Here is an 18,708-nt window from a genome sequence, read left to right on the forward strand (position 1 = left end):
GGAGGAACGCGCCCCATGGCCGCATTTGCCCATACCGTCGGCGCCCAGACCTACCGCTTCGACAGCCTCAAGGACGTGATGGCCAAGGCCAGCCCCGCGCGTTCCGGGGACTTCCTGGCCGGCGTCGCCGCGCTCAACGATGGCGAGCGGGTGGCCGCGCAAATGGCGCTGGCCGACATCCCGCTCACGCATTTCCTGCAGGAAGCGCTGATCCCCTACGAATCCGATGAAGTCACCCGGCTGATCATCGACAGCCATGACAAACAGGCCTTTGCGGTCGTCAGCCATCTTACGGTTGGCGGCTTTCGCGACTGGCTTCTGAGCGAAGCGGCCGACGAGTCCAACCTGCGCGCCCTCGCCCCCGGTCTGACGCCGGAAATGGTCGCGGCCGTGTCGAAGATCATGCGCGTGCAGGATCTGGTGCTGGTGGCGCAGAAGATCCGCGTCGTCACAAAGTTTCGCGGCACCCTCGGCCTGCGTGGGCGGTTATCCACAAGGCTGCAACCCAATCACCCGACCGACGAACCGTCCGGCATCGCCGCGAGCATTCTCGACGGTCTGCTGTACGGCAACGGCGACGCGATGATCGGCATCAACCCGGCCACCGACAGCATCGCCTCGATCTGCGCGATGCTGGAAATGCTCGACGCGATCATCCAGCGCTACGACATTCCGACCCAGGCCTGCGTGCTGACCCACGTCACCACCTCTATAGAAGCGATCAACCGTGGAGTACCGCTGGATCTGGTGTTCCAGTCGATTGCCGGCACCGAAGCGGCCAACGCCAGTTTCGGCATCAACCTGAACATCTTGCAGGAAGGTTATGAAGCGGGCCTGAGCCTCAATCGCGGCACGCTTGGGCAGAACCTGATGTATTTCGAAACCGGCCAGGGCAGTGCGCTGTCAGCCAACGCCCACCACGGCGTCGATCAACAGACCTGCGAGACAAGGGCCTACGCCGTGGCGCGCCATTTCAAGCCGTTTCTGGTGAACACCGTCGTAGGATTTATCGGCCCGGAATACCTCTACAACGGCAAACAGATCATCCGCGCCGGCCTCGAAGATCATTTCTGCGGCAAGTTGCTCGGCGTGCCGATGGGCTGCGACATCTGCTACACCAACCACGCCGAGGCCGACCAGGACGACATGGACACCCTGCTGACCCTGCTCGGCGTGGCCGGGATCAACTTCATCATGGGCATCCCCGGTTCCGACGACATCATGCTCAACTACCAGACCACTTCGTTCCACGACGCACTCTACGCGCGGCAGACTCTGGGCCTGAAACCGGCGCCGGAGTTCGAGCAGTGGCTGGCGAACATGGGCATCTTCACCCAGGCGGACGGCAAGGTCCGCTTCGGCAACAATCTGCCGCCGGCCTTCCGCCAGGCCTTGGCCCAACTGGGATGAGTCAGATGGAAAAACCGCCCGTCGATCCACAAAACCCATGGCTGGAGCTGCGTCGTCTGACCCCGGCGCGCATTGCCCTCGGCCGCACCGGCACCAGCCTGCCGACCAGCGCACAGCTGGACTTCCAGTACGCCCACGCCCAGGCCCGGGACGCGGTGCATTTGCCGTTCGATCACGCCGGGCTCAGCGCCCAACTGACCGAGCGCCAGCGCGACAGTCTGCTGCTGCACAGCGCGGCGGTGGATCGCAACAGCTATCTGCAACGCCCGGATCTGGGGCGCAAGTTGAGCGATCAATCGGCGCAGGCCCTGCGCGAATACGCTCAGGCGCATCCGGGCGGCGTGGATCTGGTGATTGTGGTGGCGGACGGTCTCTCGGCGCTGGCGGTGCATCGGCATACCCTGCCGTTTCTCACCCGTCTGGAAGAACAGATGAGCGCCGACGAATGGTCGATCGCACCTGTAGTGCTGGTGGAACAGGGTCGAGTGGCAATTGGCGATGAAATCGGCCAGTTGCTGGGCGCCAAAATGGTTGTGATGCTGATTGGAGAGCGTCCGGGCCTCAGTTCGCCGGACAGCCTGGGTTTATATTTCACCTACAATCCAAAAGTCGGCCTCACGGATGCGTACCGCAATTGCATCTCCAATGTGCGGCTGGAAGGGCTCAGCTACGGCATGGCGGCGCATCGCTTGCTGTATCTGATGCGCGAAGCCTGTCGGCGCCAGCTGTCGGGCGTCAATCTGAAGGATGAAGCGCAGGTTCAGACGCTGGAATCGGAAGCCGGTGCAGACATGAAGAGTAATTTCCTACTCGATCCGCCCCCAGCCTGAACCGTTTCCGCATTGCCTTTCTGCGCCGGTTTGAGGCAGGATCGACGAACGGCCGCCCAAGGTTTCCCGATGCCGTCAGCCCCACGTGAAGACAGCCAATTGAAGGACGAGACCTACCATGCGGATTATCCAAGCGACCCTCGAACACCTGGATTTGCTGACCCCGTTGTTCGTTAAGTACCGCGAGTTCTACGGCTCCCTGCCCTATCCGGACTCGTCCCGGGCCTTTCTCGAAAAGCGCCTGCGACGCAAGGAATCGGTGATCTACCTGGCCCTGGCCGATGACGACGACAAGAAGCTCATGGGTTTCTGCCAGCTCTACCCGAGCTTTTCCTCCCTGTCGCTCAAGCGCGTGTGGATCCTCAACGACATCTACGTCGCCGAAGACGCCCGCCGCCAGTTGGTAGCCGACAACCTGATCCGCACCGCCAAGAAAATGGCCAAAGAAACCCAGGCCGTGCGCATGCGCGTCTCCACCAGTGCCGACAACGAAGTGGCGCAGAAAACCTACGAATCCATCGGATTCAAGGAAGATACCGAGTTCAAGAACTACGTGCTGCCGATCAGCGACGAGCTCTGATTGCGGAGTGCCTTGCGGGGAGGGAGCAGACTCCCTCCCCAAAATGAATGCCAACCCGACATTTGTTCACACCGACATCCCCCGCTACAAAACCAACGCGCTTTTCACCCCTCAGCCCGTATAATCCCGATCTTTCCGGCTTGTAAGAAAAACTACACACGCTTGTAGGCTTACACGAAGTCATCCGCACAGGTCTGCCGAGTCAGGCCGTCACCACAGGTGCCTCCATGGATTTCAACCCGCTCGATCTTGTCCTGCATCTCGACGTTTACCTCGACCTGCTGGTAAATAATTACGGGCCATGGATCTACGCCATCCTGTTTCTGGTGATCTTCTGCGAAACCGGTCTGGTGGTGATGCCATTCCTGCCGGGTGATTCCTTGCTGTTCATCGCCGGTGCAGTGGCCGCGGGCGGCGGCATGGACCCGGTGTTGCTGGCGGGCCTGCTGATGCTGGCGGCGATCCTCGGCGACAGCACCAACTATGTGATCGGACGAACGGCGGGCGAGAAGCTGTTCAGCAACCCGAACTCGAAAATCTTCCGCCGCGATTACCTGCAACAGACTCACGATTTCTACGACAAGCACGGCGGCAAAACCGTGACCCTGGCGCGCTTCCTGCCGATCATCCGCACCTTTGCTCCGTTCGTGGCCGGTGTCGCGAAAATGCCTTACCCGCGCTTCTTCGGGTTCAGCGTTTTTGGCACCGTCCTGTGGGTCGGCGGTCTGGTGACGCTGGGCTATTTCTTCGGCAACGTGCCATTCATCAAGAAGAACCTGTCGCTGCTGGTGGTGGGCATCATCCTGCTGTCGCTGATCCCGATGATCATCGGCGTAGTTCGCAGCCGTTTCGGCGGCGCCAAAGCCCAATCGCATTAAGCCGATGTGGTCGCTGAGCGCCTGGCGCCGCCGGCGCATTCTGGCCCGGCACCCGATTGCCGACGAACTGTGGCAGCGGGTGCGCCATCATCTGAGTTTTCTCGATGGCATCAGTGCCACTGAAGACCAGTGGCTGCGCGAAGCCAGCGTGCTGTTCCTCGAAGACAAACACCTGACCGCCCTGCCCGGTGTCGAATTGCATCAGGAACAACGCCTGATGCTCGCCGCCCAGGCGCAACTGCCGCTTTTGCATCTCGGCGATCTGAACTGGTATCAGGGTTTTCATGAAATCGTCCTCTACCCCGACGACTTCCTCAGTCCCCAGCGCCATCGCGATGCCAGCGGCGTCGAACATGAGTGGGACGGCGAACACAGCGGCGAGGCGTGGCAGCAAGGGCCGATCATCCTCGCCTGGCCCGGCGTGATGGCCAGTGGTGGCTGGGAAGGCTACAACCTGGTGATCCACGAACTGGCGCACAAGCTCGACATGCTCAACGGCGACGCCAACGGCCTGCCGCCGCTGCACGCCGACATGCGGGTCAGCGACTGGGCCGAGGTGATGCAGGCGGCGTACGACGATCTCAACCGCCAGCTCGACCGCAACCCGGAGGCGGAAACCGCCATCGATCCCTATGCCGCCGAGAACCCGGCCGAGTTCTTCGCCGTCACCAGCGAGTACTTCTTCAGCGCTCCGGATCTGCTGCACGAGGCTTATCCACAGGTGTATGCGCAGTTGCAGCTTTTCTACCGCCAGGATCCGTTGGCGCGCCTGAAGCAACTTCAGGCCACCGACCCGGTCTATCAGGCTCACGAGTAAAGGTCTGCACGACTTCCGGTACGTGGCGTCCACGGCAGAATATGCCTATAATCGCCGCCACTTTTTGGTCAATCCGGCCAAGTGTTTTTGGTCAACTAACGGGGGCAACGCCCAATGAGCTACAGCAAGATTCCGGCTGGCAAAGACCTGCCGAACGACATCTACGTCGCGATCGAGATCCCGGCCAACCACGCGCCGATCAAATACGAAATCGACAAAGACAGCGATTGCCTGTTCGTTGACCGTTTCATGGCCACCCCGATGTTCTACCCGGCCAACTACGGTTACATCCCGAACACCCTGGCTGACGACGGTGATCCCCTCGACGTGCTGGTTGTAACCCCTTACCCGGTTGCTCCAGGTTCGGTGATCCGCGCGCGTCCGGTCGGCATCCTGAACATGACCGACGACGGCGGCGGCGATGCCAAAGTCATCGCAGTCCCACACGACAAGCTGTCCCAGCTGTACGTGGACGTGAAGGAATACACTGACCTGCCAGCCCTGCTGATCCAGCAGATCGAGCACTTCTTCGCGAACTACAAAGATCTCGAAAAAGGCAAATGGGTGAAAATCGAAGGCTGGGCCGGTGCAGACGCCGCCCGCGAAGCGATCACCAAGTCGGTTGCTGCCTACAAAGGCTAAGCCTCGCGACCTGCGACACGCTTGAAGAAAACCCCGGTTGATCCGGGGTTTTTTGTGCCTGCCCGATAGGTGCTTAAACAGCTTGTTTATAGCGACCTACAGAAAAGTTTTGGTGTGTGTAATTTCCCACAAGGACGTCTTACATCCCGTCGCAAAATTTGCCCTGATTTTGAACGCAAGGTTTATTCAAACCGCTCTAGGCCGGCCGTAGACTCGTGTTTATGAGAAAGAACACTAGCGGTCCAAGATTCAAGGCACTCCTGGAAGCTGCGAACATCACCACCACGGGATTCGCAAAGTTCTGGGGCACGGAAGCCCAAAACGTTCATAACTGGTACACCCGGGGCGTACCCGCGTACCGCATGGAAGAAGTTGCGCGCCTGCTGTCCGTCAACAGCCAATGGCTGAAGACCGGCGAAGGCCCGAAAGACGCCCCGCACCTGCATACAGAGTCGGGCGACATCCTCGATGCCCATGCCATTCGCGGCGTGTACACGGTGCTAGACACCAACGACATCGAACTGCCCCTCTACAAGGAAACCCCGACCGCCCCCGGCTCCGGCAAGACCCACGTCATCAAGGACCCGGAACAAACCATCCGCCTGCCCCGCAGCCACCTCGAAACACTGGAAATCCGCCACACTGACGCCATCTGCACCCACATGATCGGCAACAGCATGGCCGAGAAAATCGAAGACGGCTCCACCCTCGCCATCGACCGCGGCCTCACGCAGGTGGTGGACGGCGAAATCTACGCCATCGAACACGACGGCATGCTGCGCATCAAATACCTGCATCGCATGCCAGGCAACGCCCTGCGCCTGCGCAGCCACAACAGCGCCGAATACCCGGACGAGATCTTCCGGGCCTCGCAAATTGAAGAGCAGAGGATTCATGTATTGGGGTGGGTGTTCTGGTGGTCGACGCTGGGCAAGCGGCGGCCGGTGGTGCCGTTTCTCTGAGCCGCCGTCACTCCCGGCCCCTGCACAGAACTTGGAGGGAGCGGGCTTGGTCCGGGCGGCGATTCGACGAAGAGGCCCGGATACCCGGTACAAATCCCTGCTTTCTGCCGCAGAAATCGCTCTATTCCGCACTTGAGACTGGGAATCCCCAACAAAACTCAGTATCCTGCGCCCCACATTCGCGCATCGACCCGCCAAGCGGCCCAGATGACGCCTGACGCGGCAGACCACTGTCTGACCAAGTCCCACAGCCGGACGCAAGATCCGGATGTACGTTTTGAAGGCTGGCGCGGTTTACCAAAAATAAACCAAGCCAGTCCCCGAGAAGCCGGCCACAAGCCGGCTTTTTAATGCCTGTCGGAAAAATGGTTTTCGAGAGCCGTTCAGCCAATTGCTGATGATCACACAAATTGTGCAGGCGCTACTTGCACAATTGTTCAGCAAAAAAGCTCTTGGCAATTTCGATGCTTAAAGCACTACAAGGACGTTCTAGATTGCTCCCATCTGCCCTGAATTCAAGCCTGAAATCCGTCGGACTGGTTTCGACCATAAGCCTCTGCCTGACAGCATGCGTGGGAGTAGGCGTTTCCCTCCCTGAAAAAACCACACTCAAAACCGACGCATACAAAGCACAAAGCTACCGCTCGACTCCCCCACAGATCACCAGAACAGCAAAATCGACACCCGTCCGAGAATGGTGCGGAATTACTGTCTGGGCGCTGGTAGTTCCGGTGCCATTGAAGCTGCCGGTGTGCACGTCGTACTCCGAGCAATCCTTCGGCAAAGACGAGTTCGGGAACGAAGCCGTTCTGCTCAACACACAACAAAAAGTGTCATCTCCGCTATACGCTTGTGGCCCATTCATGATGTTGGGACCGATCGTCCACGGTTACCAAGGCAACGCGCTTTGCGGCGTTTTTCCGGAGTGATGGCGACCACGACGAAGCGGTTTACCCTTTCCCTTCCCAACACTTTCATTTGATTATTCAACCATCGCAATAAGCCATTAGCACATCCGCCCTAATTGCCCCTCACCCAACCTCGCCACTAAATTTCCATTCTGTTTTTGTGCATTGCAAAAGCACCAAGGAATGGAGCAACACCATGTCGTCGTTTTTCAAACTCAAACAATCCCTTGTTCTAGTAACCGCACTTCTGACCGCCACCACTTGCGCGCAGGCAGAAGAACCGAACCCCGTCGGTGACTGGTGGATCATTTACGGCAACGGCATTCCCAACAAGAACATCATGTATGTAGCCGACAGCACTTCAGTCGTGCCGTCGAACCATACCAAGGGTGCGAAATTGGTAGCCGTGACGCTGGTGTATGAAGAACCCGGCAAACCGATGATCGATGCCTACAACCTCGAAGTGCAGTGCACCACGAACAAGGTCCGCTTTCTTAATGGGCAATCTATAGATCGCATTGCCTACATGATGCGGCACCTGAAAGTTAACGACCAATGGCAGCAGCCGAAGGAGTTCTGGGTACAGCGCGCCGCCGAGTTTGTTTGCTCCCCCGCCAAGAAAGACATGATCGCGCTGGGCAAGATGGAGCCCTTGCAGATGATTCAGGGCATGCAGCAGATGTTCTTCAAGCTGGCACCGATTCAGGAAAAGGGGCAGATGATGGACAACCTGGATTCGATCCTCGGTAACAAGTAAGCGGCGGAACGCATGATGAATCAATGGACTAAAACGTTACTGGCGGTCCTGCTGACACCTACACTATTGCTACTGCATGGCTGCCACCTGATTGCTCAGTCTCGATGGGAAGGGCGCGATGTCCAGGAAGCACTCGATTTATTCGGCAAACCCGACTCGATGAAAAAACAGACCGGTGCCAACGGTGAGAATCTGGCGGTTCTCACCTGGTTCAAATCCTCCAGCTGGACCACTACAGAAGCGGCCGGGACTTCAATGAACCATACCGGCAACGGCATGGTTTACACCGAGTACTACGAGACAGTCGGTCACAGTTCGGATTGCAAACTGGAGGCCACCGTCAATAAAGCCAAGAAGATCGTGCTGTTCAGGATTGAAGACGGGAAGATCATTCACGGGAAGTGCATCAACGTCCCGTTCGTGCCCGGCTATATTCCACCCGGCTTCTAATGCAACCCTGAGCAGGCTTCTGCTCAGGGATAACTAAACGACTTCACCAACGTCAACTCCCCCACCGCCCGCATCGGCACGATGAAAGTCTCCATCTTCTCGCTAGGCGTCCCCTCTTCCGTAATCACCGTAACCTGCGCCGTGGTCAACGGCTGCACCGCCTCTTCCCCACCCTCATCATCCCCGCGATAACCACCGCCGAAGTAGTTCACATACACCAGATACTGCCCCTTGATCGGCGCCGGCATGGCGAAGATTTCCGGGCCGTAGCCTGTGGTCACGTCGACATCCAAAGCCGCGCCATTGGGCGCGACGCGATCGCCGTACCAGATGTGCGCGCCGTCGGGTGTGATCAGGTGCAGGTCGAGGTCAGTGCCATCGCTGTCCCACGCCAGCAACACCCGCAGTTTCGCCGGAGTAGCGCCGCCGCTGGTGTTGAGAAACTGCGTGCGGTGCCGTTGCTGGCCGTCCGGGCTGCGGACTTCGACGCTGTTGCTGCCGTTGGGGAACGAGAAAGGGCGATCGAAACGACCGCTTTCGTCGATTTTCAGCGGCATGCTGACGCCGTTGACGATCAGGCGGCCGGGCTCTTTGTTTTTCGGGGTGGCTTTGATTTCGCCGCTGATGCGGGCGGTGTTGGCCTGGCCGAGCGGGGTGTTTACCGAGGAGGCCGGGTAGTTGACGGTCTGGCGGAAGCTTTCGCCCTCGCCTTCAGGCGCGCCGCTGCGCCAGCCGCCGACCGGGGTGTCGAGTTTGACGCTGTCGGCGGCCATCGCCATTGGCAATGCATTAAGCGCGCAGAGCAACAGCAAGACCTGTGGATAACGGAGTGTCATGGTCTATTCCAGCAAAAGGTGACGGGCGAGCCCTTCGATATAGGTTTCATCCTGGCCGTTGGGATGTGCTTCAAAGGCCAGGTGCAGGTATTCGTGAGTCAGGTCGAGGCGGTCCTGCAAGGACAGCACGCCGCGCACATAGATGCGCTGGCGTTCGCGGTCGACGAAGGGGCGGCCGAAGGCGAGTTTGCAGACGGCGAACGTGCTGACTTCGTTGTAGCCGGTTTCGCTTTCCAGCCTCGGACGCCAGCCGCGCCGCTGCTTTTGCAGCCAATCTTGCGCGGCGGGTAGCGCTTCGCAGGACGCCACCGGGTTGTCCCAGCGACTGAGGCTGGCGCGTGGATAAGCGTGCAGCAGAATCGCGTCGTAACGCTGGCCGGCATTGGCTTGTTCGACGGCTTGTTGCCAGGCGAGTTTGTCGGGCCCGGGTTGATCGGAGTGATAGGTGACGGTGCTGCCGGCCAACACCAGATCCGCCGTCCACGCCGCTATGTTGCGGGATTCGGCGGAGGCCGGACGCGGGGCGACGCGCTGGCGGGTGCTGCTGTCATCGATGCTCAAACATTCGCCGTTGCGCGTGGCGTTTTGCAGCAGGTACGTCCGGATCGCCACGGCCAACGCTTTGGCGGCTTCGGCAGGTTCGGGTTTGGCTTCACGCTCCAGCACACGGGCGACGTACTCTTCGCGATCCAGCCGGGCGACCAGTTTGTCGTTGAGCAGAAACAGTTCGCCATCGCTGTGGATATCCAGCGCATTGCCATTGGCGAATTCGACACGGAAATCGCCCTGCAACGGGCCGGAACCGGCAACGCGCTCACCCGACAGAACCCGCGAAACCGGATAACGCGAGAACAATCCGACCTCAACGCATCGCCCAGCCTCCGCCGGCCAGGATGCAGGCAACACCGTCGCCAACGCCGAACCGTAATGCCGCAAAACCATCTGACTGGTACCCCGGCCACCGGCCCAGATCGGCGAGCCGTCCGCCGTCCAGCCAGCGAATCCGCCCTGTCGTGATTGCGGGTCCTGATCACCGAGCCAGCTCCAGGTTTTCACCCGCAAGCGTCCGCCAAGTTCACCGACGACATTGCCGTCTGCCGCGTTCAGAACGACATCAAGCAGCACACGGCGCATCTGATCCTGAGCCGGCAGCCAAGATAAAACTTTCAACAAGTCAGCCACGGAAACCCGAGTAGCCGGTTGCACCGATGGCAAATCCAGCAACCACGACGGCGCCTGTCGCGCCTGCCAATAGGTTTTCCAATCGCCAGCGGTTATGCCCAACCGCGCCGGCTCGAAATACAGCCCGCAGGATTTTACCAGCGCCTGATCACGCTCGATCCTCCCGCCCGCCGTGCAGCAATAAACCTCTTCCTTCGACTGCCCGCGACATTCATAAGCCGGTTCCTGCGCGCCGGTATCCACCAGCCACGCGTAGACGAACACCTTCCACAAACTGCCCAGCGGCGTATCAAGCGACGAAGGCAATGGCTCGCGGGCGGTCAGTTGCGTGGTGTTCAGCGACAGCAATTCGCCCTTGTAGGCCACGCGCAACGGTTCATCCTGCGCCGTCGCCAGCGCAGGAATCACACACATCAGCAGCCAGACCAGCGGCCGGGTCATGTCAGTTGACCGTGACCTGACCAAGGGCGGCCTTCGCTTCCCGGGCCTGATGCTGCGGCGCGTAGACCTGAGTGAAACGCACCGGCGGCAGGTTGAACTGGCCCTTCTGCGAGAAGCGCACCAGATGCCGCAGACGCAATTCACCGCTCAACGCATCCACCGGCACCGCGTAGGCCAGTTGACCCGGTTCGAAACGCGCCTTCTCCAGCGCAGTCGGCTCAGTGCCGTCCTTGCCCTGCAACTTGATGCCCCACGTGGTGCGCTCGACATCCGCACCCGGCGGCAGCGACACTTCGAGCATGCCGTAGCGCAGCGGTTTCGGTGCCTTGCTGGTGAGGATCACTTCGTCCAAGTACAGGCTGTCGCTGGACAGTGGTTTAGTGCCGACCGGTTCCAGTTTGAAGGTGAAGGCTTCGTCACCCGGCACCAGACGCGACAGGCGACGAGTGATGGTCACCGCCATCGGATCGACCGCCGGTTGCTGGGTCTGGAAGCTCAGCGCGGCACGCAACGGACGCTCCTGAGTGCCCGACACCGTCAACACGCTCGGCACCGGCGCAGCACCTTGCCACGTCCAGAACATCTCGCCGGTCGCGCCGTAGTTTTTCTTCCAGCCTTCACCCGGTGCCAGCGCGATGGTCGGCGACGCCTGAGCGATGCTGCGTTGCAGCCAGGTCAGCGCCAGTGCACGCTCGAGGGTAGATTGCTGCGGCAACAGACGTTGCAACAACGCTGTCGCGCGAGCCTGATCGAACGGTTGCAGCGACAGGTTCAGCGCTTCGGCAAACGGCTGCGAACTGACCGACAAGCGCTGTTGCGCAGCGCCCAGCTGACGATTGAATGCATCCGGCAAAGCGACTTTCGACTGGGTGGCCAACGATGCGGTCAAGACCCGCGCCGCCGCGAGACCGAGCGCCGAATCCGGATCGCCCATCACCAGACTGTCTTCGCCATCGTCCATCAGGGTTTCGGCATTGCCTTCCCCGGCCTTGGCCAGATCCTCCATCAAGCCGCTGAGCAGCGTGTTAACCGGCAGATGCATTTGCTTGGCGAATGACAGAATCAGCGCCCGTTGCAGCAACGGCGTGTTCGGCGCCTGCTTGGCGTAGACCTCCAGCACCCGCTGCCAATGCTCCGGCGGCAGAGTCAGATCCAGCACCTGGCTGGCGTTCCAGTCGGCGTAATAGGCGTAAGCGGTGAGGAACGCATCCGGCTCACCATCAAAGCCCCACCAGGTGAAGCTCGCTGACGGCCCGGCCATTTGCACCAGCCGCAGACGGCTGTTCTGCATGATCAGGCGCAAGCGGTCGCGGATCTGCGGGCTCGACGCCAGCGACGGATAAGCGATGCTCAGCGGCAGCAAACGGCTGGCGGTCTGCTCGACGCCGCCGTACGGATAGCTGAGCAGATCGTCGAGGGCCGAACGGAACAGCGCTTGCGGGCTGTCATCCAGACGCAGGCGAATGTCGGTGGCGTCTGCCGGCAGGCTCAGCGGTGTGTCGCCGTTGGCCACATCAAGGCTCTGGGTCTGCGTCACTTGCCAGCCTTCGCCGGTTGCGGTCAGGCGCACAGCGAGGGCGTCGGCGGTCTTGCCGTCCTGCACCAGCTCGGCGGTCCATTCGCCGGTGGTCAATGCGAAGGCCGGAAGCGGCAGGTAGTTGATGCCGTTGTTGAGCGTCACCGGCAGGCGCTGTTCGGCGCCGGCGTAGTGCGTCACCAGTTCAGCCTTGACCGGTTTCTCGGCCTGGCTGAAGGCGAATACGCCGAGCTGCGGCTGATCGCCCTTGCGGAATTTGCTCGGCCCGCTCCACTTCAGGTACAGCGGTTTTTCCGAGCGCACGAACTGTTTCTTCTGCCCGACCTGACCGTAATCGGCAATCGCCCGCGCAGTGATGCGCCAGCGGGTCAGCGAGTCCGGCATCTTGAAGGTGAAGCGGGTTTTGCCGTCGGCATCGGTCAGCAATTCTGGCTGCCACGCGGCGGTGTCGACGTCTTCGCGACGCGGCCGCTCCAGCACTTTCACCCCGCGTTCGCTGCGGTTGGCCTTGCCCGGTGCGCCGGAGCTGCCGGGCAATGCCACGTCGTAGCTGATGAACGACAGGCTGGCGCTGGTGCGCACGTTGTTGCGGCGCGGGTGGTAGAAGAACTGGTCGATGGTCGGCGCGACTTCCGGTTGCAGCGCGTAAACCATTTCATCCACGACGCTGACCGTCAGGTGCGCCGGCACAGCCTTGCCGGCGAACTGCGTGGTCAGGTCGACCGTCACGGTATCGCCCGGCTGATAGGTGTCTTTGTCGGTCTTGATCGCCACGTCGATCTGCGGCGCGACGACCTTGATCCCGGCATTCTGGAAGCTGTACTGACCGCCCTTGGTGAACAGCACAGAGAACGTCAGGTTCGGCGCGAAGTTGTCCTTCACCGGGATGCGTGCGCGGTATTGGGTTTCGCTGAGTTTTTCCAGTTTCAGCCAGTCGCCGCCCTTGGCCAGCAGCGCGGTGGCTTCGACCTTGTCGCGCTCCAGCGACAGCAGTGCATCGCTGACAGGCTCCGGGAACGTGATCAGCGCCAGCGCTTCGTCGCCGGCCTTGTACTCGGGTTTGTCGAGGACGATTTCCACGGTACCCGGCACAGCCTTGACGCCGTCGCCGGTGACCGAATGACCGGTCGCACCAAGCACCCGGCCGTGCTGATCTTTCAGCGACAGGTTGTAGGTGCCCGGACGCTCGAAGGCCACGCTGAAGCCTTTGTCTTTCGCTGTCAGTTTGCCTTCGCCGGTGGTCTGGTCTTCCAGACGGACCCAGCTGTAGCTGCTCGGCACAACGGCCTGCGCCTGTTGGCTGCCGCCCTCGTTGGCGTAGCTGAACGCGACCTTGTCACCGACTGCGCTGAAACGCTGCGGCGCGGTCAGGCGGAAGCTGGCGGCGCCCCGGTCGATGAGGATTTCCTTGGTGGTCTTGACCCGATACGCAGCGCCATCGCTGGCGAACACGGTGAGCATGTAGCGGCTCGGCTTGTCGGCGGCCGGCAGGTCGAGGGTCGCGTTGCCCTTGCTGTCGGTGGTCAGTTCGGTGCTGGTCAGCTCCACCGGGAATTGCCCGAGGTATTGCAGCTCGTTGTCGACCATCGACAGTTGCTGGGCGCGCAGGCTCAGGGTCAGTTTGGCGTTGGCCACCGGTTTTCCGTCCGGGTACAGCAGCACCAGGCTGCCCTTCACCGGCTCGCCAGTGCGGTAATCCTGCTTGGCCAGGTTCAGCGAGATTTCGAAGTGCGGCTTGATGTACTCCGCCACACGGAACGCGCTGCTGTAGGCCTGATCCTTGTAGTTGAAACGCAGCTCATAACCACCGGCCACCGCGTTGTCCGGCAACTGGAAACGGCCCTGGGTGCCGGCCTTCGAATCAAGTTTCAAATCAAGCCGCTGCAGCTCGGTGCCGGTCGCATCGAGCACGCTGACATTGACGTCCGCCGCGCCCGGCAGCACCGAATCACGCGCGTTCTTGAACTCGCGACCGACGATTTTCAGCGACACCCAATCGCCCGGGCGATACAGCGGCCGGTCGGTGAAGGCGTAGAGTTTGGTGTCGTAGATTTCGCTGTCGTAATAGAAGTTTTCCGAGACGAATACACCGCCCTCTTCGTCCTCGCCGATCACGAACGAACGCTCCGGGCTGACGTGTTTCAGGCGCAGCAGACCATCGGTGTCGGTGGCGCCGCTGCTCATCACGCCGAGGCCGTCGGTCCACAGCACATTGACCTTCGGCACCGAGCTGCCTTCGTGCTTGCGCGCAGCCCACACCAGCAATTCATCACCGGCAATCTTGCTCACCGCGACGGTGTTGGAAACGAACACCATGGTGGTTGCGCGGTACTTGCCGATCAGCGCTTCGACCAGATAGAGGCCCGGTTTCAGATTGCCCAGCGGGATGTAGACATTCCCCGGCGCAACGCTGACAAACTCGCTGGAAGACCCGGCCAGATTGACGCCTGTCGGCGGCTGGATCGGCTTGGCCTGCCACAGCGGATAGCGGAACTGGCTGACCACCGGCAGGCCCGGAATCAGGGCGAACTGCGGTTGCGCGTCGTACGGTGTCGGTGCGGCGATGGCGTTGCCCATCTTCAGTTCCGGCACTTCTTCGGTGACTTGCTGACGTGACTCGTAGGAGAACGCACGCTGCATTACGCGACGGGATTTGCGGTACCAGTTGTCCCACAGGTACGCGAGGGTGTTCGACAGGCCTTCGCCCTTGAACTGGCCGTCACTGACCACGCGGTGCAGGTTTTTCTGGCGCTTGAGGAAGTCCAGCGGCTTGTCGATCTTGTACACGCGGATGTCGGCGCCGCCGTACGGTTCCATACGGAAACGACGGTAGTCGCGGCCCGGTGCTTCGAGGCGCACCACCGCCTGTTCGTCGGCGGCGAAACTGCTGTCGGCCAGCAGGAAAAAGCTCTCACCGGAGACCGGCGTGTAGCCGCTTGGCTCCACGGTATCTTCGGCATTCACGGCCGAAAACGGCAGGGCTAACAGCAACAGAAAAGGCAGTAAACGCAGCATGCGGGCACCGGTCATTGGGAGAGAAAGTTCAGTCGATAGACGCCGATGAAGTTGGGGTTGGCTGCGTCGGGTATCCATCGGGTGTCCTTCCATGTCATGAGTTGCTGCAGGCTTGCCGAACGCATGCCGTTGTCGGTTGGGGTGGTCGTGCCGGTGTGATAGGCGATGTAGCGGCCCATCCAGATCATCAGGTGCTGGTCGTCGCCCTGATCGAAAAACATCAGATCGCCGGGCCGTGCCTGGGACACGTCGCGGCCGATCAGATGGCTGTTGAACTGAATCAGTTTGATCGCGTTGACGTAGGGCCCGACCTTGCCGCCGCCCTGCTGCCATTGCTGGGCGAGCTTGCGCTGATCGGCGCTCAGGTCCAGCTCCGGCGGCAGGTAGCGGTTGGACACGCCATTGCTGCGCAGCCATTTATCGTCGTGGACTTTCAGCGCTTCGTTGGCGGCGAAGCGCACCAGCCCCGCGCAGTCCTGCTGATACCAGCGCGGGCTCGGGCCTTTGCTCAATTGCTCCTGAGCGATGCGCACGAACCAGGCGCGAAACACCTGGGATTGCTGCGGATCGAGGGCCGGCGCCTCAACGGCTCGGGCACCGGCGCTGAGCAACAGCGCCAGAAGGCCAAGGCTGCGAATCAGTCCGGTCACAGCGCTTTCCACTCCAGTGGCAGCCATTGCCAGTGACCGTCAGGCTCGCTGCCTTCAGGCAAAGTCAGGGCGTATTTGCCCATGCCGCCGAGGGTGCGCAGTTTCGGGATCAGGTAGGTTTGCGCGGCGTTGTAGAACACCGGCTCCATGTCCTGCGGCAGGCTGTCGAGGGTTTCCTGCTGGATCAGTTGCGCCATCGAATCCGGGCCGAAGTAGATCGGCATCAGCACGTCTTTCGGCAGTACGTCAGCCATCGGCGGGAAGCGCTTGTCGAGGGTGCCGAGGGCCTTGTCGACCAGTTTGTCGTCGAGGGAAAACAGCAGCGTCGAGCCGTGGCGCGCCAGGCTGACCTTCATGAAGGCGCGGCCGGTGATCGCGTCCGGATTCTCGGCATCCTTGGCCGCGTACGGGCCGAAGTTGGAGCTGACCTGACGCTGCCAGAGGTGGCTCTGGCCTTCCTGTTTCTCGACCACCGGGAACGCGTGTTCGTCGACCTTGCCTTCGTAGGCGCCGACCATCGAATCGAACAGCGTGCCGATATCAGCGTCGAGTTTGCCGTTGTCTTCGTCGTTCAGACTGGCCACCAGCAATGGCGTGTACAGCCGCGAATCGGCGTACCAGCACAGGCCCGCCGCGCCGGCCACGTGTTCGGTGAGTTTCTGCGCCACGGCTTCTTCGGCGCCGAGTTTCACCAGCAGCGTTTTTTGCGGCTCGGCCGCCACCGGCAAGGTCACACAGGCACTGGCGCCCAGCGGCATGGCTTGCCAGACCGGTTTGAAATCGAAGTCCGGCTGATTCTCCAGCTCATCCATGGCGAGATAGCTGTGCCAGCCCTTGTCGTCCATGTCGAAACGCAGGCCGGCGAAGTTCGGGATGAAACGCTGGTAACCCATGGCCAGAACGCTGGAGTTGACCGACAGACGCTGTTTGGTTTCAGGTGTCTTGGCCGTGAGCCCGAATGCTTCGGGGAACAGTTTTTCGCCGTTGAGCAGCGCCGCCAGCGCTTGCGGCGAAACATGGCCGGACTCTTCGGAAGCGCCACTTTCCGGGTCGTAGAATTTGGTCGGGTTGGACAGCACCACCAGTTTGTCGCCACGGGAGGCAAACAACAGGGATTTGCCGGCGTTGTAGGTCAATTGATAGAGCGGCACTTCATCGCCGCCGACTTTCAGGGTGCTGAACACGCTCAACTGCGAATCATCCAGCGCGACTTTCGCCAGCGGCTCCAGCACTTTGGCCAGCCCGCCGCGATCCATCACCAACAGAAAATCCTTCAGCCGACCATCGGCGCCACGCCACAACGCTACGTCCGCCGGTTGATCGAAGAGCTGCTCGATCAGGCTGTCCTGCAGCTTCAGGTCATGCTCGTAGATGATCCGTCGCAAACTGCCGATCAACCCGAGTCGGTCGGCGTGGGTTTCGTAATAGAAGACGAAATCCTCGGTGAGCGTGGCCTTGAGGAACGGCACCGTCAGCAGGTCCTTGGGCAACTGGCCCAGGGAGCGGGTTTCCAGCAGCGCGTCCGGGCGGCTGAGGCCGAGCTTGTCGCTGGCCAATTCCGCCGGCGGCGCCTTCGGTTTGTGCATCAGCCAGCCGAGCCCGCCCGCCACGCCGGCCACAAGGCACAGCCCGACCGCCAGCAACGGCCAGCGCCGGGAAGGTTTGCCCGCAGGTGTTACGGCGGCCGGTGTAGCAGTGTTATCGCTCATCTTTCCAGAACCCGAGTTCATCCGTGGCGGGATGCTTAATAGTTGAAAGTCTTGACCAGCAGCAGATCACCGATGGCCCGCAGGGGCACGATGAACGTTTCGCGTTTTTCGTCGACGGTGTTTTCGTTGAGCACCAGCGTGATCTGCGAGGTGATGACCTCGTTCTGGTTGCTGGTCTCCTCGAAGTTATAGCCGCCGTTACCGAAGTTGCCCCAATAGTTGACGTAAACCAGATAGGTGCCGTGCAGCGGCGCAGTCATGGTGAACATTTCCGGGCCTGGGCCATCGACGCCGTCCGGATCGAGGCCGCCGCCGTTGCTCATCGCCGGACGCGCCCAGAAGGCGTGCTGGCCGTCAGGCGTAATGACGTGCAGGTCGAGTTCGGCTTTAGGGTCGTCCCAACCGAGCACCACGCGAATCCGCGCCGGCGTGCGCAAATTGTTGGCTTCGTAGAATTGAACGCGCTTGAGCGACTGGCCGTCGGCGCTGATCACCTCGACGCTGTTGGAACCGGCGCCGAACGCATACGGCCGGGCGAAACGGCCCTGGTCGTCGGTGTACAGATTCAGTGGATTGCCATTCACCGCCAGGCTATGAGGCGGGCGCAGATGCCCGATGGCCTTGAGCTGACCCTCGATCATCGTGCGATTGCGCTGGATGCCGCGATCGATGGGCGGCGTGGGATAAGCGACTTGCGGGTTTTCCGTGCGATCGAGCAGCCCGTGATAGCGCCAGCCGCCCACCGGCTCCGACAGCTCCGCGCTCGGCGCCGCCAGCAGCGCGGGCGCGCAGGCCAACCCGATCAGCAGCAAAAGAAGTGAACGCATGTGATGCCTCCTGCCATGCCTGAACGAAACCTTGCACCCGATCCTCGGTACTTCACAGCGGTGAAAACTGCGTTTCGTCTGAAAGACCCGTGACTGTCGGGTCGTAGAAGGCGCGAAGGTTAGCGATTCGGCAGTTTTTTAACAATCGGATACATCTGGATTTGCGGTGGGAATCACGGCGTCCAGTGGACGATGAGCCGAATAGGCGTCATATTCGGCTCACGAAATGAGCCGAATAGCGGTTTTAATCGGCTCACGCACTCAGGATCAGCAATCA

15 protein-coding genes are annotated in these 18,708 nt (G+C 60.9%); 9 read left to right on the forward strand and 6 right to left on the reverse strand.

Annotation, left to right across the window (positions count from 1 at the left end):
- Nucleotides 1–15 precede the first annotated feature (15 nt).
- From K5E37_RS21885 to K5E37_RS21925, 9 genes are all read left to right on the forward strand, one after another.
- Nucleotides 16–1,410, forward strand: a complete 1,395-nt coding sequence (locus K5E37_RS21885; RefSeq protein ID WP_221535124.1) for an ethanolamine ammonia-lyase subunit EutB — start codon at nt 16–18, stop codon at nt 1,408–1,410.
- On the forward strand, nt 1,407–2,240 hold the full coding sequence (gene eutC / locus K5E37_RS21890) for an ethanolamine ammonia-lyase subunit EutC (RefSeq protein ID WP_409348069.1): 834 nt from the start codon (nt 1,407–1,409) through the stop codon (nt 2,238–2,240). The genes K5E37_RS21885 and eutC overlap by 4 nt, the downstream gene beginning before the upstream one ends.
- A 118-nt stretch (nt 2,241–2,358) precedes the next feature.
- Nucleotides 2,359–2,820 carry an N-acetyltransferase gene (locus K5E37_RS21895; protein ID WP_007958617.1) on the forward strand — a complete coding sequence of 154 codons (462 nt, stop codon included), beginning with the start codon at nt 2,359–2,361 and terminating at the stop codon, nt 2,818–2,820.
- A 227-nt stretch (nt 2,821–3,047) separates the two neighbouring features.
- Entirely contained in the window at nt 3,048–3,698 is a 651-nt protein-coding gene (locus tag K5E37_RS21900) for a DedA family protein (RefSeq protein WP_221535125.1), read from the forward strand.
- Between the two features lie 4 nt (nt 3,699–3,702).
- Nucleotides 3,703–4,515, forward strand: coding sequence for a zinc-dependent peptidase (locus K5E37_RS21905; protein WP_221535126.1), 813 nt, complete (start codon nt 3,703–3,705; stop codon nt 4,513–4,515).
- A 114-nt stretch (nt 4,516–4,629) separates the two neighbouring features.
- Nucleotides 4,630–5,157: an inorganic diphosphatase gene (ppa, locus tag K5E37_RS21910; RefSeq protein ID WP_007990564.1), complete on the forward strand. Its 528-nt coding sequence runs from the start codon at nt 4,630–4,632 to the stop codon at nt 5,155–5,157.
- 221 nt (nt 5,158–5,378) lie between these two features.
- Entirely contained in the window at nt 5,379–6,119 is a 741-nt protein-coding gene (locus K5E37_RS21915; RefSeq protein ID WP_221535127.1) for a helix-turn-helix transcriptional regulator, read from the forward strand.
- 1,104 nt (nt 6,120–7,223) lie between these two features.
- Complete coding sequence (locus K5E37_RS21920) at nt 7,224–7,784, forward strand: hypothetical protein (RefSeq protein WP_221535128.1); 561 nt, start codon at nt 7,224–7,226, stop codon at nt 7,782–7,784.
- A gap of 15 nt (nt 7,785–7,799) precedes the next feature.
- A complete protein-coding gene (locus K5E37_RS21925; protein WP_039772002.1) occupies nt 7,800–8,234 on the forward strand; it encodes a hypothetical protein in 435 nt (144 codons plus the stop codon).
- A 23-nt stretch (nt 8,235–8,257) separates the two neighbouring features.
- Here K5E37_RS21925 and K5E37_RS21930 read toward each other — a convergent pair whose 3' ends face one another.
- Genes K5E37_RS21930 through K5E37_RS21955 form a run of 6 tightly spaced genes read right to left on the reverse strand, consistent with a single transcriptional unit; the run spans nt 8,258 to nt 18,431 of the window.
- Nucleotides 8,258–9,070, reverse strand: coding sequence for a YfaP family protein (locus K5E37_RS21930; protein WP_221535129.1), 813 nt, complete (start codon nt 9,068–9,070; stop codon nt 8,258–8,260).
- 3 nt (nt 9,071–9,073) lie between these two features.
- Entirely contained in the window at nt 9,074–10,693 is a 1,620-nt protein-coding gene (locus K5E37_RS21935; RefSeq protein WP_085608782.1) for a DUF2300 domain-containing protein, read from the reverse strand.
- A gap of 1 nt (nt 10,694) precedes the next feature.
- Nucleotides 10,695–15,260 carry an alpha-2-macroglobulin gene (locus tag K5E37_RS21940; protein ID WP_221535130.1) on the reverse strand — a complete coding sequence of 1,522 codons (4,566 nt, stop codon included), beginning with the start codon at nt 15,258–15,260 and terminating at the stop codon, nt 10,695–10,697.
- Entirely contained in the window at nt 15,257–15,922 is a 666-nt protein-coding gene (locus K5E37_RS21945; RefSeq protein WP_127800134.1) for a DUF1175 domain-containing protein, read from the reverse strand. The genes K5E37_RS21940 and K5E37_RS21945 overlap by 4 nt, the downstream gene beginning before the upstream one ends.
- Entirely contained in the window at nt 15,892–17,604 is a 1,713-nt protein-coding gene (locus K5E37_RS21950; protein WP_221535131.1) for a DUF2138 domain-containing protein, read from the reverse strand. The genes K5E37_RS21945 and K5E37_RS21950 overlap by 31 nt, the downstream gene beginning before the upstream one ends.
- 35 nt (nt 17,605–17,639) lie before the next feature.
- Nucleotides 17,640–18,431: a YfaP family protein gene (locus K5E37_RS21955; RefSeq protein WP_102716662.1), complete on the reverse strand. Its 792-nt coding sequence runs from the start codon at nt 18,429–18,431 to the stop codon at nt 17,640–17,642.
- Nucleotides 18,432–18,708: the final 277 nt, after the last annotated feature.

Source organism: Pseudomonas sp. RIT778, from assembly GCF_019718735.1.
Taxonomy (GTDB): Bacteria; Pseudomonadota; Gammaproteobacteria; order Pseudomonadales; family Pseudomonadaceae; genus Aquipseudomonas; species Aquipseudomonas aphyarum.

What these genes read in the sequence shown, in the direction of transcription:
- K5E37_RS21885 (WP_221535124.1), top strand. Translation starts at nt 16, where the DNA reads ATGGCCGCATTTGCCCATACCGTCGGCGCCCAGACCTACCGCTTCGAC.
- eutC (WP_409348069.1), top strand. Translation starts at nt 1,407, where the DNA reads ATGAGTCAGATGGAAAAACCGCCCGTCGATCCACAAAACCCATGGCTG.
- K5E37_RS21895 (WP_007958617.1), top strand. Translation starts at nt 2,359, where the DNA reads ATGCGGATTATCCAAGCGACCCTCGAACACCTGGATTTGCTGACCCCG.
- K5E37_RS21900 (WP_221535125.1), top strand. Translation starts at nt 3,048, where the DNA reads ATGGATTTCAACCCGCTCGATCTTGTCCTGCATCTCGACGTTTACCTC.
- K5E37_RS21905 (WP_221535126.1), top strand. Translation starts at nt 3,703, where the DNA reads ATGTGGTCGCTGAGCGCCTGGCGCCGCCGGCGCATTCTGGCCCGGCAC.
- ppa (WP_007990564.1), top strand. Translation starts at nt 4,630, where the DNA reads ATGAGCTACAGCAAGATTCCGGCTGGCAAAGACCTGCCGAACGACATC.
- K5E37_RS21915 (WP_221535127.1), top strand. Translation starts at nt 5,379, where the DNA reads ATGAGAAAGAACACTAGCGGTCCAAGATTCAAGGCACTCCTGGAAGCT.
- K5E37_RS21920 (WP_221535128.1), top strand. Translation starts at nt 7,224, where the DNA reads ATGTCGTCGTTTTTCAAACTCAAACAATCCCTTGTTCTAGTAACCGCA.
- K5E37_RS21925 (WP_039772002.1), top strand. Translation starts at nt 7,800, where the DNA reads ATGAATCAATGGACTAAAACGTTACTGGCGGTCCTGCTGACACCTACA.
- K5E37_RS21930 (WP_221535129.1), bottom strand. Translation starts at nt 9,070, where the DNA reads ATGACACTCCGTTATCCACAGGTCTTGCTGTTGCTCTGCGCGCTTAAT.
- K5E37_RS21935 (WP_085608782.1), bottom strand. Translation starts at nt 10,693, where the DNA reads ATGACCCGGCCGCTGGTCTGGCTGCTGATGTGTGTGATTCCTGCGCTG.
- K5E37_RS21940 (WP_221535130.1), bottom strand. Translation starts at nt 15,260, where the DNA reads ATGACCGGTGCCCGCATGCTGCGTTTACTGCCTTTTCTGTTGCTGTTA.
- K5E37_RS21945 (WP_127800134.1), bottom strand. Translation starts at nt 15,922, where the DNA reads ATGGCTGCCACTGGAGTGGAAAGCGCTGTGACCGGACTGATTCGCAGC.
- K5E37_RS21950 (WP_221535131.1), bottom strand. Translation starts at nt 17,604, where the DNA reads ATGAGCGATAACACTGCTACACCGGCCGCCGTAACACCTGCGGGCAAA.
- K5E37_RS21955 (WP_102716662.1), bottom strand. Translation starts at nt 18,431, where the DNA reads ATGCGTTCACTTCTTTTGCTGCTGATCGGGTTGGCCTGCGCGCCCGCG.